The organism is Pseudomonas syringae CC1557, assembly GCF_000452705.1.
GTDB classification, from domain to species: domain Bacteria; phylum Pseudomonadota; class Gammaproteobacteria; order Pseudomonadales; family Pseudomonadaceae; genus Aquipseudomonas; species Aquipseudomonas syringae_F.
This window is the reverse complement of the sequence record NZ_CP007014.1, coordinates 4,220,692-4,234,435: the sequence shown is the minus strand read 5'-3', so window position 1 is coordinate 4,234,435 and position 13,744 is coordinate 4,220,692. Positions and strand designations below refer to the sequence as shown.

Annotated in this window: 13 protein-coding genes; 8 read left to right on the top strand and 5 right to left on the bottom strand. The window is 59.6% G+C overall.

From position 1 onward, the window contains the following. Positions 1–18: 18 nt before the first annotated feature. Entirely contained in the window at positions 19–432 is a 414-nt protein-coding gene (locus N018_RS18680; protein WP_024644362.1) for a DUF4398 domain-containing protein, read from the bottom strand. Between the two features lie 377 nt (positions 433–809). Between N018_RS18680 and ppc the strand changes: the two genes are divergently transcribed. From ppc to N018_RS18645, 7 genes are all read left to right on the top strand, one after another. Further along, positions 810–3,446, top strand: coding sequence for a phosphoenolpyruvate carboxylase (gene ppc / locus N018_RS18675; RefSeq protein ID WP_024644363.1), 2,637 nt, complete (start codon positions 810–812; stop codon positions 3,444–3,446). 282 nt (positions 3,447–3,728) lie between these two features. Next, positions 3,729–4,376 (top strand): adenylate kinase, encoded by a 648-nt coding sequence (adk, locus tag N018_RS18670; protein ID WP_024644364.1) that lies wholly within the window; start codon positions 3,729–3,731, stop codon positions 4,374–4,376. 86 nt (positions 4,377–4,462) lie between these two features. Beyond that, positions 4,463–5,137 (top strand): tRNA (adenosine(37)-N6)-threonylcarbamoyltransferase complex dimerization subunit type 1 TsaB, encoded by a 675-nt coding sequence (tsaB, locus tag N018_RS18665; protein WP_024644365.1) that lies wholly within the window; start codon positions 4,463–4,465, stop codon positions 5,135–5,137. A 265-nt stretch (positions 5,138–5,402) separates the two neighbouring features. Further along, on the top strand, positions 5,403–5,714 hold the full coding sequence (locus N018_RS18660) for a hypothetical protein (RefSeq protein WP_024644366.1): 312 nt from the start codon (positions 5,403–5,405) through the stop codon (positions 5,712–5,714). A gap of 2 nt (positions 5,715–5,716) precedes the next feature. Beyond that, the gene (locus N018_RS18655) at positions 5,717–6,580 is read left to right on the top strand and encodes a DUF72 domain-containing protein (protein WP_025390443.1); all 864 of its coding nucleotides are present in this window, start codon (positions 5,717–5,719) and stop codon (positions 6,578–6,580) included. A 50-nt stretch (positions 6,581–6,630) separates the two neighbouring features. Next, complete coding sequence (locus N018_RS18650) at positions 6,631–7,464, top strand: isocitrate lyase/PEP mutase family protein (protein ID WP_024644368.1); 834 nt, start codon at positions 6,631–6,633, stop codon at positions 7,462–7,464. A gap of 2 nt (positions 7,465–7,466) precedes the next feature. Continuing rightward, the gene (locus tag N018_RS18645; protein ID WP_025390442.1) at positions 7,467–8,156 is read left to right on the top strand and encodes an extensin-like domain-containing protein; all 690 of its coding nucleotides are present in this window, start codon (positions 7,467–7,469) and stop codon (positions 8,154–8,156) included. 50 nt (positions 8,157–8,206) lie between these two features. On the opposite strand, the gene N018_RS18640 is transcribed toward N018_RS18645, so the two are convergent. Then, the gene (locus N018_RS18640; protein WP_025390441.1) at positions 8,207–8,830 is read right to left on the bottom strand and encodes a hypothetical protein; all 624 of its coding nucleotides are present in this window, start codon (positions 8,828–8,830) and stop codon (positions 8,207–8,209) included. A 96-nt stretch (positions 8,831–8,926) separates the two neighbouring features. Between N018_RS18640 and N018_RS18635 the strand changes: the two genes are divergently transcribed. Next, positions 8,927–9,736 (top strand): class I SAM-dependent methyltransferase, encoded by an 810-nt coding sequence (locus tag N018_RS18635; protein WP_025390440.1) that lies wholly within the window; start codon positions 8,927–8,929, stop codon positions 9,734–9,736. Between the two features lie 98 nt (positions 9,737–9,834). Here the strand turns inward: N018_RS18635 and N018_RS18630 are convergent, their stop codons facing one another. From N018_RS18630 to N018_RS18620, 3 genes are all read right to left on the bottom strand, one after another. Continuing rightward, positions 9,835–10,524 carry a DUF4197 domain-containing protein gene (locus tag N018_RS18630; RefSeq protein WP_024644372.1) on the bottom strand — a complete coding sequence of 230 codons (690 nt, stop codon included), beginning with the start codon at positions 10,522–10,524 and terminating at the stop codon, positions 9,835–9,837. Positions 10,525–10,673: 149 nt separating this feature from the next. Beyond that, positions 10,674–13,175 carry a glycerol-3-phosphate 1-O-acyltransferase PlsB gene (plsB, locus tag N018_RS18625; protein ID WP_025390439.1) on the bottom strand — a complete coding sequence of 834 codons (2,502 nt, stop codon included), beginning with the start codon at positions 13,173–13,175 and terminating at the stop codon, positions 10,674–10,676. 181 nt (positions 13,176–13,356) lie between these two features. Continuing rightward, a complete protein-coding gene (locus tag N018_RS18620; protein ID WP_025390438.1) occupies positions 13,357–13,734 on the bottom strand; it encodes a hypothetical protein in 378 nt (125 codons plus the stop codon). Between the last annotated feature and the right edge of the window lie 10 nt (positions 13,735–13,744).

Genomic DNA, 13,744 nt, shown 5'->3' with positions numbered 1-13,744 from the left:
AGAAGGTTGGCGGAGCAATCACTGCACCTGGCGCAGGCCTTCTTCACGGAGTTCGTTGACGCCCTGACGAGCATCCTGCACAGCCTTGGCAGCTTTGGCGGCTTGAGATTTGCGTTCTGCCACACGAGCATCCCACTCGGCTTGTTCAGCCAGTTTGCGGGCTTCATCGTACTTGTGGTCTTGCATGGCCAGGTCAGCTGCCTTGAGCTTGTCCTGAGCTGATTTCATTTCCACCGCTGCGAACTCGGTACCGCCAGCGCTGACAGCACTGTTGACCGCGGATTGAGAAACTGCGTACTGCTCGGAAGGCGGGTTGCCAGCGCAACCGGCAAGAATGAAGGTGCTGCCGATTGCCAGTGCAGCGAGCTTCAAGCCGCGCAGGCCTGTGGTTTTTTTGTTGGCAGTGAGGGTGTTCATGGTGATCAACTCCATTGTCTGACTCCGAACGTGGTTATCCATGACAGTTTTTGCATCAAGTCCGGGCATGAGGTCATAAAGCCGCCTGCTGCCTTACGGGCTTTCCTGTAATGGTTAATGGCTCCGACCTGCGCAGTTTTTGAATAGTTCAGATAAATTTCTTCTGACAGGTCAGGAATTTTCCGCGTTTTTACGAAGATGAAAGAATGCTCATCGACATATAAAGAGATGTCTGTTGTCAGTCACCACGCATCACCAAGGGCGCTTTATTCACCAGGCAATTGTCGCCGCACCGGCTTTTGGTGCACTGTTGGCGCCAGGATTTGAATTCACGTGGTCGTCCTCAGGAAGACCACGCAACTGAGCCCAAACAAAAACCGGGAGAGGGAACGATGGCCGATATCGATGCGCGTCTGCGCGAAGACGTTCACCTGCTGGGTGAGCTGCTGGGCAACACCATCCGCGAGCAGCGCGGAGCTGAGTTTCTCGACAAGATCGAACGTATCCGCAAGGGTGCCAAGGCGGGCAGACGCGGCTCTGCAGAAGGCGCAGAGCAACTCAGCTCCAGCGTGGACAGCCTCGGAGACGACGAGCTGTTGCCGGTGGCTCGGGCGTTCAACCAGTTTCTCAACCTGGCCAACATTGCCGAGCAGTATCAGCTCATGCACCGTCGCGATGATAGCCAGCCGTTGCCGTTCGAGTCGCGGGTGCTGCCTGAGCTGCTTGACCGTCTGAAGGCCGAAGGTCATGCGCCTGATGCACTGGCGCGACAACTGAGCAAGTTGCAAATCGAGCTGGTACTGACCGCCCACCCGACCGAGGTCGCGCGCCGCACGCTGATTCAGAAATACGACGCTATCGCGGCGCAACTTGCAGCACTGGATCATCGTGACCTGAACAGCGTCGAGCGCGAGCAGATCACGGCGCGTCTGCAGCGTCTGATTGCCGAAGCGTGGCACACCGAAGAGATTCGACGCATACGGCCGACACCGGTCGACGAGGCCAAATGGGGCTTCGCGGTCATAGAACATTCGCTCTGGCACGCAATCCCCAACTACCTGCGCAAGGCCGATCATGCGCTGCATGCCGCCACGGGCCTGCATTTGCCGCTGGAGGCCGCGCCCATTCGCTTCGCGTCGTGGATGGGCGGTGACCGTGACGGTAATCCGAATGTGACGGCCGCCGTGACCCGTGAGGTTCTGCTGCTGGCGCGCTGGATGGCGGCTGACCTGTACCTGCGGGATGTCGACAACCTCGCCGCCGAACTGTCGATGCAGCAGGCCAGTGACGCACTGCGCGCCAGTGTCGGCGACAGCGCCGAACCTTATCGCGCCGAACTCAAGCGTCTGCGCGAGCGCCTGCGTGCCACCCGCAACTGGGCCAATGCCTCGCTGACAGTGACGCAACCTGCGCCTGGAGCCGTGTTGCATGACAACCGCGATCTGCTTGACCCGCTGCTGCTGTGCTTCCAGTCGCTGCATGAATGCGGCATGGGCGTGATCGCCGACGGGCCGCTGCTGGATTGTCTGCGTCGTGCTGTGACGTTCGGTCTGTTTCTGGTGCGTCTGGACGTTCGCCAGGACTCCACTCGGCACTGCGCGGCCATGACTGAAATCACTGACTATCTGGGGCTGGGTCGCTACGAAGAGTGGGATGAACAGACACGCATCGACTTTCTGCTAAGCGAGCTGGATAACCGCAGGCCGTTGTTGCCTGCCTATTTCAAACCGGCTGCCGATACCGCCGAAGTCTTGGCGACCTGTCGGGAAGTGGCGGCGGCTCCGGCAGCCTCACTGGGCTCGTACGTTATCTCGATGGCCGGTTCGGCGTCGGACGTGCTGGCTGTGCAGTTACTGCTCAAGGAATCCGGGCTGCAACGGCCGATGCGTGTGGTGCCGCTGTTCGAAACCCTGGCCGACCTGGATAACGCCGGACCTGTGATCGAGACGCTACTGGGGTTGCCAGGCTACCGCTCACGCCTGCACGGCCCGCAGGAAGTCATGATCGGTTACTCCGACTCAGCCAAGGACGCCGGCACGACGGCGGCAGCCTGGGCGCAATACCGGGCGCAGGAAAAACTGGTGGAGATCTGTCGCGAGCAGCAGGTCGAGCTGTTGTTGTTCCACGGCCGTGGCGGTACGGTCGGCCGTGGTGGCGGCCCGGCGCACGCGGCGATCCTGTCGCAACCACCTGGCTCGGTGGCAGGGCGCTTCCGGACCACCGAGCAAGGCGAAATGATCCGCTTCAAGTTCGGCCTGCCGGACATCGCCGAGCAGAACCTCAACCTTTATCTGGCAGCGGTACTGGAAGCGACGTTGCTGCCGCCCCCCCTGCCACAGCCCGCCTGGCGAACGATGATGGACCAGATGGCCAGCGACGGCGTCAATGCCTATCGCGCGGTGGTGCGCGAGAATCCAGAGTTCGTCGAATATTTCCGTCAGGCAACCCCCGAACAGGAACTGGGTCGCCTGCCGCTGGGCAGTCGACCTGCCAAGCGTCGCGAGGGGGGCGTCGAGAGTCTGCGCGCCATTCCGTGGATTTTCGCCTGGACTCAGACGCGTCTGATGCTGCCCGCCTGGCTGGGTTGGGAAGCCGCGCTCGGCAAGGCGCTGGAACGCGGCGAGGGCGATGTGCTGGCGCAGATGCGTGAGCAGTGGCCGTTCTTCCGAACGCGTATCGACATGCTGGAAATGGTGCTCGCCAAAGCCGATGCGGATATCGCCCGTCTCTACGACGAACGTCTGGTTCCCGTCGAGCTGCAACATTTAGGCTCACATTTGCGCGACCTATTGTCGCAGGCGTGCAAGGTGGTACTGGGGCTCACCGGGCAAACGCAACTGCTGGCTCATAGCCCTGAAACGCTGGAGTTCATCAGCCTGCGCAACGCCTATCTCGACCCGCTGCATCTGCTCCAGGCCGAGTTGCTTTCCCGGTCCCGCAGTCGCGAGGCGAGTCTTGACAGTCCTCTGGAGCTGGCGCTGCTGGTGTCTGTGGCGGGTATTGCCGCTGGCCTGCGCAATACCGGCTGACCCATCCGGTCAATGCCACAGTCGGGTCTTTTCGATCTGGCTGCGGCAAGGCTGGAGTTTGCAGGCCAGCCGGCCCGAAACGTTGATACAGATCACGCTGCTCGACAATCAAGGCCTGCAAGCCGGCGCACCTGTGGTTACTGCGACTTTTGGCGGCTTGTGCGGCCCCGGTCGGCTGTGTATCTTGATCAGCCTTTCGGCCTATTGGCCTGATTTATTTTTTAGATTGGCCCCCGAGGCGAATCCGTTGATTTGACTATAAAAATTTTGAGGAGCATGACGATGCGCGTGATTCTGCTGGGAGCTCCCGGGGCCGGTAAAGGTACTCAGGCAAAATTCATCACTGAAAAATTCGGCATCCCCCAAGTTTCGACAGGCGACATGCTGCGCGCTGCGGTCAAGGCAGGCACTGAACTGGGCCTGAAAGCCAAGAGCGTCATGGACGCGGGCGGTCTTGTATCCGATGACCTGATCATTGGCCTGATCAAGGACCGTCTGGCCGAGCCGGATTGTGCAAATGGCGTGCTGTTCGACGGTTTTCCGCGCACCATTCCTCAAGCCGAAGCGCTGTTGAACGCCGGTCTGGAAATTGACCACGTGCTGGAGATCGCTGTCGACGACGAAGAAATCGTCAAGCGCATGTCCGGTCGCCGCGTTCACGAAGGTTCTGGCCGCATCTACCACACCATCTTCAATCCACCGAAGGTTGAAGGCATTGACGATGTGACCGGCGAGCCATTGCTGCAGCGCAAGGACGACGTCGAAGAAACCGTTCGCCATCGTCTGGCTGTCTACCACGCTCAGACCAAGCCGCTGGTCGAGTTCTACAGCAAACTGGAAGCCAGGAACGGCAAGCCCAAGTGCAGCCATATTCCTGGCGTCGGTTCGGTTGAAGACATCACCGCCAAGGTGCTGAAAGCCCTGAGCTGAGGCACGCAGCCTGATCAATAAATGGCCCGCTTGCGGGCCATTTGTCATTTATACTGCGCCACTTTTTCACCAAGACGGAAACACCGATGACCACCTTGCTGGCCCTGGACACCGCCACTGAAGCCTGCTCGGTCGCTTTGCTGCATGACGGCAAGGTGCTGAGCCACTATGAGGTGATTCCGCGCCTGCATGCCCAGCGCCTGTTGCCGATGATCAAGGATCTGCTGGCCGAGGCGGGCATTGCGATGTCGGCGCTGGATGCCATCGCCTTCGGCCGCGGTCCGGGCGCTTTCACTGGTGTGCGTATTGCCATTGGTGTGGTGCAGGGGCTGGCGTTTGCCCTGGAGCGCCCGGTGCTGCCGGTGTCTAATCTTGCCGTGCTGGCCCAGCGCGCCTTTCGTGAACAAGGCGCAACGCAGGTCGCAGCGGCCATCGATGCACGTATGGATGAGGTTTATTGGGGTTGCTACCTCGAGGCTGCAGGTGAGATGCGTCTGCTCGGCAACGAAGCGGTCATGGCCCCGGAGCGGGCAATGCTGCCGACAGATGCCAGCGGTCAATGGTTTGGCGCCGGTACCGGTTGGGGCTATGCGGAGCGTATTCCAGTCAGTCTGTCAGGGCATGATGCAAGCATGCTCCCCCATGCCCAGGACTTGCTGACCCTGGCGACGTTTGCCTGGCAGCGTGGCGAAGCCTTACCGGCAGACGACGCTCAACCGGTGTATCTGCGCGACAAGGTGGCCACACCCAAGGCGCGATGATCTTCTTATCCAGCGCAGTCCGGGAGTGACTGCGCGTGCCTTCTGTACAGCAAACCCTTTAAAACAGCTGGCCCGGGGGCTCATGAAATCCCGCTGCGCGCCGAAAGACTATCAATGGGCCATCTACCGTTTATCGTCTGGATGCGTCTTAATCTCATATGGCGTAAACAAATTTCAATATATGTGGTCTAGTTATCGTTCGGCAATTTGCGAACTACAAGGCAGTAACGCTAAATTGCCACTATCGACGCCGAGTATATAATCGATGCGCATAGACGGAACCTCATCACGCTCTTACCCGATCAAGCGAAAGCCGCAAAAGACGCCTTCCACTGTTGAAGGCTCTTTCGAGGAAGTCGCTGCAGATGCCGAACTGCCTCCGCTTTCTTCGCAGGCACGTCGCGAATCGGGTGATGCACCTGTTGGCAGTACTGCCAACGTGCCTGCGCGTCCGCAAGACATCATTTTCCCGCGCTCCATGAGTTCTCGTGTCGCACACGCTCTTGCCAGTTACCTGACGACGGCCAGCTTTGTGGATTGGGACCTTGAAGTATCTGGGCTCGATCTTCACGTCTGATTGTGTCTGACCTTCCTTACTACCTCGGTTGTCCGTCATGGAGTGAAAACGCCTGGCGCGAGTTCCTGTATCCCGAAGACGCCCGTCCCAATGACTTCCTGAGTCTTTACACTCAGGTGTTCAACGTTGTTGAAGGCAATACCACTTTTTACGCTCGTCCCGCCGCCACTACGGTGCAGCGTTGGGCCGAACTGATGCCTGACGACTTTCGCTTTACCGCCAAATTTCACAAAGACATCAGCCACAGCGGCGACCTTCGTGAGCAGGTCGGTGCGGCCGAGGAATTCATTCGCTTGCTCGCGCCGCTGGGCGAGCGGATATCGCCGTTCTGGCTGCAACTGCCCGCCAGCTTCACACCGCAGCGTCTTGCTGAACTGGTCGGCTTTCTCGATGAGTTGAAGGTGCCGCTGGCGGGAGAAGTGCGCAACATGGCATTTTTCATGAAGGGCGATGAAGAACGCATGCTCAACCGGCTGTTGCTGGACCGTGGCATCGAGCGCATTTGCCTCGACTCGCGTGCCTTGTTCAGTTGTATTTCCAGCGACCCTGCCGTGCTGCATGCGCAATCCAAGAAACCCAAGGTGCCGCCCCGTCCTGCTGCATTGACCTTGTTCCCTCAGGTCCGCTTCATCGGCCGTCCTGAACTGGAAGCCAATGATCCGTTTCTGGTCCAGTGGGTGGAGAAGGTTGCTGTATGGATCGAAGAAGGGCGAACGCCCTATGTATTCCTGCACACGCCCGACAACCTAAGAGCGCCAGCGCTGGCCAGACGTTTTCACGAACAACTGATGGTGCGCCTGCCCGGTCTGCCGCCATTGCCTGAACTGGATCGCGGGCCACAGGTGGAACAGTTGGGCTTGCTCTAAGGCCGCCAAGTGTGTGCTGATAGCGGCTCGATTCGGCAGAGGGCATGCACATGGACTCGCAACAGATTCTCAGGGCTCACGCGTTCAAGGCCCTGCATGAGCGTGAAGGCGCTTTTGTCATACCCAACCCGTGGGATGCGGGTTCCGCGACGTTACTGGCCTCCCTGGGCTTCGAGGCGCTGGCCACGACCAGTGCCGGGCTTGCCTTCACACTGGCGCGCGCTGATGCCGAAGGCGCAATCAACCGCGAAGAAGCATTGGCGAACATCGCGGCTATCGTGGCCGCCACTTCATTGCCCGTAGCGGCAGACCTGGAAAACTGTTTTGCCGACAGCCCTGAAGGCTGTGCCGAGACGTTGCTCATGGCTGCAGCGACGGGAATTGTGGGCGGCTCTATCGAAGACGCGAGCGGTCATGCAGCTAATCCGATTTATGACTTCGAGCTGTCCGTTGATCGTGTGCGAGCTGCGGCCGAAGCTGCGCGCAGCTTGCCATTCCCCTTCCTGCTGACGGCGCGTGCCGAGAATCTGTTGCACGGTCGTATGGATTTCGACGATACCCTGCGCCGACTCACCGCCTACGCCGAGGCGGGCGCGGACGTACTGTATGCGCCGGGCCTGCGCACTCGCGAGGAGATCATTGCGGTTGTCAGAGCGGTTGCGCCCAGGCCAGTCAACGTATTGATGGGGATTGGCGGCGTCACACTGTCGGTCTCTGACCTGAGTGACTGTGGCGTCAAGCGCATCAGTGTTGGTTCCTCGCTGGCGCGCGCTGCGTTTGGCGGGTTGTATCGGGCCGCCGAAGAAATTCGCCATCACGGCACCTTCACTTACGCTGCCCAGGCGTTGCCTTTCGATCAACTGAATAACCTGTTCAAGGGCTGAATATGCGGCTTTTGCTGGTCATCCTGTTGCTCTGCGCCGCTGGCGCGCTGGCAGTCTGGCGCGGCTGGATTGACGTACCTGCGCAGTGGAATCCCTGGGCGCCGCTGGACGTGCAGGCCGAACCGAACGTCCTGACGGCTTACAAACTGTCACGCTTGCAGAGCGATCCAGCGCTGTGCGATCAGGTGCTGGCGACCTCAGGGTTGCGTTTCAGTCGTCAGGCCGACAGTGATCCTGATGCCCGTTGCCCCTTGGAAAACACGCTGCGCATTCAGGGTGGTGACGTGGTGCTGAGCAGCAGCTTCCTGGCCAGTTGCCCGCTGGCGGTGGCGTATGCGCTGTTCGATGTTCACACCTTGCAGCCCGCCGCTCAGGCGGTTTTTGGCCAGCGGGTGGCACGGATTGACCACCTCGGCAGTTTCGCCTGCCGCAATATCTACAACCGCGCCAACGGCCGGCTTAGTCAGCACGCGACGGCCAACGCGCTCGACATGGCAGGTTTTCGTCTGGCTGACGGCCAGCGCATCAACCTGCTCAAGGACTGGAGTGACAACGGGGACAAGGGGCGTTTTTTAAGGCTGGTTCGCGACGGGGCGTGCAAGCAGTTCAGCACGGTGCTGGGGCCGGACTACAACGCAGCGCATCGCGATCATTTTCACGTAGACATGGGGCGGTGGTCGGTGTGTCGGTAGGTGGGGCAGCGGCAAGCTTCTTGCGGTTTGAGCCTGGCCGCTAAACCCCCTTACGCCGCCATCCGGAGATTTTGCAGGATCAGTGGGCGAGCCCAGCCATTCTCATAGTCGAACTGACGCTGTTGGGCGGCAATGGTCTGTTTGTCCAGTGGCAGGGCAGGCTTATCAGCCAGGTCCCATTCCAGCTCGGCAATCGGCAGGTTCAGTGGGCGCGGTTGCGGGGCAGGGCCGGGGGTGCCGTTTTCGTCGTAGGGCGTCAGAACAGCCGGACGTACCCAGTGGTTCTCGAATTCCAGATGACGCTGCTGTGCGATCATTTCAGCGATGCTGAACGGTTCTGCAGGCGGTGGCAGCAGGTCGAGATCAAACTCGGCGATTGGCAGGAACAGCGGCTCAGGTGGTTTGACTTCGGTGTCGGTGACCGGGCAAGTACGTTGCTCGACAATTTTGCTCAGGGTCCGGGCACCAGCAACCGGCTCGCCTGTCTCGACATCGACTTCAACAGCGGTAGGGTGGGCTGGAAGTGCATCGCTTTCACTGACCTGTTCTGCCATCGCTCGGGCAAACGCATCCGACCACAGCTGCGTCACACCACCCAGTGTGCGGCTGTTGCGAACGCTAAAGTCGCCTGAGTGCGACAAATAGCCGATGGATGATTGAACAATCTCTGACATAGCGATCAGTACTGGCGTTGGGTCTGGCAAAATGCCTGATACCTGGTTATCGGCAGAAATTGCCGATCATTAACAATTTTTGAGTGTGTAGACGTAATGAGTGAGCAGCAAACAGGCAGTCGTATCCGGGTTGAGGCGGTGGCCGTCGACGCACAGGAGCAAGCGAAGGTGTGGGCGCAACGCCTTGGCCTGCCATTGCACGATGAAGAGGCCGACTTTGCCTTGCAGCTCACCGAGGTTGGCCTGCAATTACAGCAATTGGGCGACGATGCGCCAGGTGCTGTACGTGTTGATTTTATCGAGGGAGCGGTGGCTCACCGGCGCTTGTTCGGTGGCGGCACCGGGCAGATGATTGCCAAGGCAGTGGGTATTCAGCCGGGAATACGCCCCCGCGTGCTGGATGCTACAGCGGGTTTGGGCAAGGATGCGTTCGTGCTGGCGAGTCTCGGCTGTGAAATGAGCCTGATCGAGCGTCAGCCAATCATTGCCGCGCTGCTGGAAGATGGTTTGGCGCGTGGTCGCGGTGACCGTGATGTCGGTTCGATCATTGCTCAGATGCGTCTGCTGACTGGCAACTCCATCGAGATCATCCGCAGCTGGACAGACGAGCCGCCGCAGGTAATTTACCTCGACCCGATGTTCCCGCACCGGGAAAAGACCGCGCTGGTCAAAAAGGAAATGCGCCTGTTCCGGCCGCTGGTAGGCGATGACATGGACGCGCCTGCCTTGCTGGAAGCTGCCCTGGCGCTGGCAACCCATCGCGTTGTCGTCAAACGCCCGCGCAAGGCGCCCTGCATTCAAGGGCCCAAACCCGGTTACGCGCTGGATGGCAAATCCAGCCGTTACGATATTTATCCGAAAAAAGCCCTGAAGCCCAAAGTGGCCGAGAAAGACCCGGAAGAGTAGATACTCGCCAGGACTCTCTCGATCAGTAGGCTGCGCCGCTCATGGTTATGCACAAAACTGGCTCGCTCTCGTGCTGATTCTCAGCGTCACGAAAAAGCTCAAAGCGCGCCAAACACCTTCTTCGCCAGCCCCGTAGCCGCGGCCTGCGGGTTAGCACGAATGCTCTCTTCCTGTTTGGCAATCATCTCGAATAGCCCGTTGAGCGCTTGCTCGGTCACGTAGCTTTCGAGATTGGCGTTTTTGCTGTCCAGCGCGCCAAGCGCCGCAGCCTTGCCAGCGAAGGCGTTGTATTTCTGGGCCAGGCCTACCTGATCAGTGGACTTCTTGACGATCGGCAGGAATTTAGCGCGGATCTGTTCACGGCTGGTGCTGCTCAGGTACTGGGTTGCCGAGTCCTTGCCACCACTGAGGATCGCCTTGGCGTCAGTCACCGTCATCTTTTTCACCGCATCGACCAGCAGTGCCTGAGCCTGAGGTACAGCGGCTTCAGCCGCCTGGTTCATACTGGTTTCCAGTTGATCGACCTGACTGCCCATGCCCAGCATTTTCATCTTTTTCGCGACTTGGCCCAGCTTGCCGGGCAGCTCGATACGCACCTGCTCATTCTTGCTGAAACCGCCAGGAACGCCCAGTTGCTTGACCGCAACCTGCGCGCCCTGGGTCAGGGCATCCTTGAGCCCGCCGGTGGCGTCCGATTGCGAAAGGTCGCCCAGCGACAAGGCAAAAACGTTGGCCGACATCAGCAGGCCTGCGCACAGGCTGGCAACGGTGAACGAAAAACGAGGCATAAGGCGTCCTTGTAGAAATGAGTGCTGACCCGCGCCTGAATCAGTAGCGGCGCAGTACGCCATCAGCGTATCAGGAAGTCACGACGCTGGCTGATGCCAGCGGGCGGAAAACATCCTTCTACAGATTCCTTTCAAATTGCGAAAAAGCACTACGCCGGCCCGGTTTCGCTTTTTGCCTCCGGCTCTTCTTCGTTACTGTGCAGGGCAACCTGCCGGATCGACAGCCGTATTTCAGCCGGCAAGACGCGCTTGGCTGCACCTTCTGCCAGTTCGCCCAGCATCGGGTGGTAACTCAGTTTGCCCGCTGTGTCCTTGCGCAGTACGCCGAGGTCCAGCAGGGTCTGGATAAAGTGCCGGAACAGACTCTTGTCGAAAAACTCCGGCGCATTCAGACCATGCAGGATCGACAGACGCTGGGCCATGACCGTACACAAGTCTTCCAGCTCCTCGGCGCTCAGGATGTTCTGACCGTTGTTGAGCAACAGGGCGATTGCCATGTAGAAACGCTGCAACGTCTGTGCGATGGCGCGCGACAACAGGGTCAGCAGCACAAATTCCCGTGAGCTGGGTTCAGGGCGCACGTAGGCGTCATTCTTGAAGCGCAACAGACCTTGCTCGACGAACGCTGCGAGCCATTGATCGATTACCTCGTCCAGTTTATTCAGCGGCCAGCGAATGAACAGTTCCGATTGCAGGTAGGGGTATAGAGCATGGGTGTAGCGCAGAATCTGCTCGCGGGTCATGCGCGATGAACTCTGGAAAAAGCTCGCCAGCAGTGAAGGCAGGGCAAAGATGTGCAGCACGTTGTTGCGGTAATAGGTCATCAGGACTGCGTTCTGCTCGTTCAGATACAGAATCTTGCCCAGCGCATCTTTCTGCTCGGCCAGCAGGTCCATGCCTTTGACGTGCTCGATCAGCGAACGCCCGTTACCTTCCGGCAGCGTGGTGTGCGGCGAGTAAGGCACGCTGCGTAACAGCGTCAGGTACAGGTCGAGCACACGCTCCATAGCCTGATCGTCCAGCGCCAGCTTTTGCGTCGACAGTAATGCAACCGCCACCAGGTTCATCGGGTTGACCGCCGCGGCCTCGTTGAGGTGCTGGGCCACACGCTCGCCCAGCCGATGAGTGGTTTCGCTCAGCCAGTCAGGGCGATATTGCGGCGCGAGTTCCTGTGCGCGCCAGTCCGGCTGCTCGCTGTCGAGGAATTCAGCCAGCTTGATCGGTTCGCCGAAGTTCACCGATACCTCACCGAAGCGCTGCTTCAACGCACCGATGACTTTGAAAATGTCGAAGATCGATTCTTTTTTCTTGGTCGCGCCGCGCAGTTCACCCAGGTAGGTACGGCCTTCCAGCACCCGCTCGTAGCCGATGTACACCGGGATGAAGACAATCGGCATCCGCGAGTTGCGCAGAAAGCTGCGCAGGGTAATGGCAAGCATGCCGGTCTTGGGTTGCAGCATGCGTCCAGTACGTGAGCGACCGCCCTCGACGAAGTATTCGACCGGGAAACCCTTGGTGAACAAGGTGTGCAGGTACTCGTTGAACACGGCGGTATACAGCGGGTTGCCCTTGAACGTTCGGCGCATGAAAAACGCGCCGCCACGCCGCAGCAGGCTGCCGACTACCGGCATGTTCAGGTTGATGCCTGCGGCAATGTGCGGCGGTGTCAGGCCGTTGCGAAACAGCAGATAGGACAGCAGCAGGTAATCGATATGGCTGCGATGGCAGGGCACGTAGATCACTTCATGGCCCGGCGCGACTTTCTGCACGCCTTCGATGTGGCTGACCTTGATGCCATCGTAGATCTTGTTCCAAAACCAGCTCAGCACCACTTCGAGAAAGCGGATAGCGGAGTAGGTGTAGTCCGAGGCGATCTCGTTGCCGTAACTCAGCGCTCGCTCACGTGCCTTGTCCTGCGAAATCTTTTCCCGTTCGGCTTCTTCGATGATTGCCTGTTTGACCAGTGGCTCATCCAGCAGGCCTTTGACCACGGTGCGTCGGTGCGACACGTCCGGGCCTATCACCGCGCTTTTCAGGTTGCGGAAATGCACCCGCAGCAGACGCTGACTCATGCGCAGGGTCAGTTCGTAGCCTTTGTTCTGGTCAACCAGTTCGCGCATGTGAATCGGTGCGGAAAACTGCACGCGGGTCTTGCGCCCCAGAATCAGGATGCTGACCAGACGTCGCAAGCGCCCGGTCACCGCCCAGCTGTCGGCGAACAAAAGCTTCCAGGCGCTGGATTCCCGATCAGGTGACTGACCCCAGAAAACGCTGACCGGGATGATTTGCGCATCCTCGGCAGGGTTCTGGCTCACCGCGGCGACCAGACGCTCCAGCGTCGGTGGCGCGCCACGCTTGTCCTGGCGGCCCAGCCAGTCCGGTGCGGGTGTCAGGTAGAAATAGGCCATCGGCTCGATCAGGTCGCCAATGGCTACCGACAGCACGGGGCGGGGCAGGCCGGCCTTGCGGCATTCGGTATCGACGACGGCGAGATCGCTAAGCGAAGGCGACTGCAATGCATAGAGCACCGGTCGACTGCGGTCGAGGTTGAGCGTGAAGGATGACTGATTGATGGTTTCCGAGCGAACCCAGAGGTACAGCAATCGGCGCAGAGTGCCGAATACGAGGCGACGGAATGGAGAGCGGGTCATACGGCTTCTGCTGAGTAGGAGTCGGGCGGCTGCCCGAGATGGGCGTCAGTGTGACGCATCCCGAGAAGATCGGCAAAAACGCTGGCGCGCTTGCTGGTGAGTCTGGAGGGTTACCTGCGTAGCACGCTCACGGCGAAGACGGTACATGTCGGTACCGTCGTTACCCTTATAGAGAAAAACCTTACACGGTGCGCCAGGTAATCTCTTCTTCACCGTCGGCGCTGACGCGTATCCAGCGATCGGCTGTTTCATCGCTTTCTTCTTCGACCCAGGTGCCCGGCGCGCAACGTACTTCGACATTCAACGCGGCGAATGCAGCGCGTGCGCAGGCGATGTCGTCGTCCCACGGGGTCTGGTCGCTGTCCAGGTGCAGGCTGTTCCATTTACCAACGGCTTTCGGCAGCCAGGTCACGCGCACCTCACCCGCCTTGCACTTCCAGGTCTGGCCGCGTTGTGTCCAGTCCGTGCAATGGCCGATGGCGGCTTCCAGCCATGCAGCGATTGCCTTGTGATCGACGTCTGCGTCTTTCAGGTAAATCTCGATATCGGGTTGGCGCATGGGTGCCTCT

Coding starts and splice junctions, on each gene's coding strand:
- N018_RS18680 (WP_024644362.1), bottom strand. CDS start 432: ATGGAGTTGATCACCATGAACACCCTCACTGCCAACAAAAAAACCACA.
- ppc (WP_024644363.1), top strand. CDS start 810: ATGGCCGATATCGATGCGCGTCTGCGCGAAGACGTTCACCTGCTGGGT.
- adk (WP_024644364.1), top strand. CDS start 3,729: ATGCGCGTGATTCTGCTGGGAGCTCCCGGGGCCGGTAAAGGTACTCAG.
- tsaB (WP_024644365.1), top strand. CDS start 4,463: ATGACCACCTTGCTGGCCCTGGACACCGCCACTGAAGCCTGCTCGGTC.
- N018_RS18660 (WP_024644366.1), top strand. CDS start 5,403: ATGCGCATAGACGGAACCTCATCACGCTCTTACCCGATCAAGCGAAAG.
- N018_RS18650 (WP_024644368.1), top strand. CDS start 6,631: ATGGACTCGCAACAGATTCTCAGGGCTCACGCGTTCAAGGCCCTGCAT.
- N018_RS18645 (WP_025390442.1), top strand. CDS start 7,467: ATGCGGCTTTTGCTGGTCATCCTGTTGCTCTGCGCCGCTGGCGCGCTG.
- N018_RS18640 (WP_025390441.1), bottom strand. CDS start 8,830: ATGTCAGAGATTGTTCAATCATCCATCGGCTATTTGTCGCACTCAGGC.
- N018_RS18635 (WP_025390440.1), top strand. CDS start 8,927: ATGAGTGAGCAGCAAACAGGCAGTCGTATCCGGGTTGAGGCGGTGGCC.
- N018_RS18630 (WP_024644372.1), bottom strand. CDS start 10,524: ATGCCTCGTTTTTCGTTCACCGTTGCCAGCCTGTGCGCAGGCCTGCTG.
- plsB (WP_025390439.1), bottom strand. CDS start 13,175: ATGACCCGCTCTCCATTCCGTCGCCTCGTATTCGGCACTCTGCGCCGA.
- N018_RS18620 (WP_025390438.1), bottom strand. CDS start 13,734: ATGCGCCAACCCGATATCGAGATTTACCTGAAAGACGCAGACGTCGAT.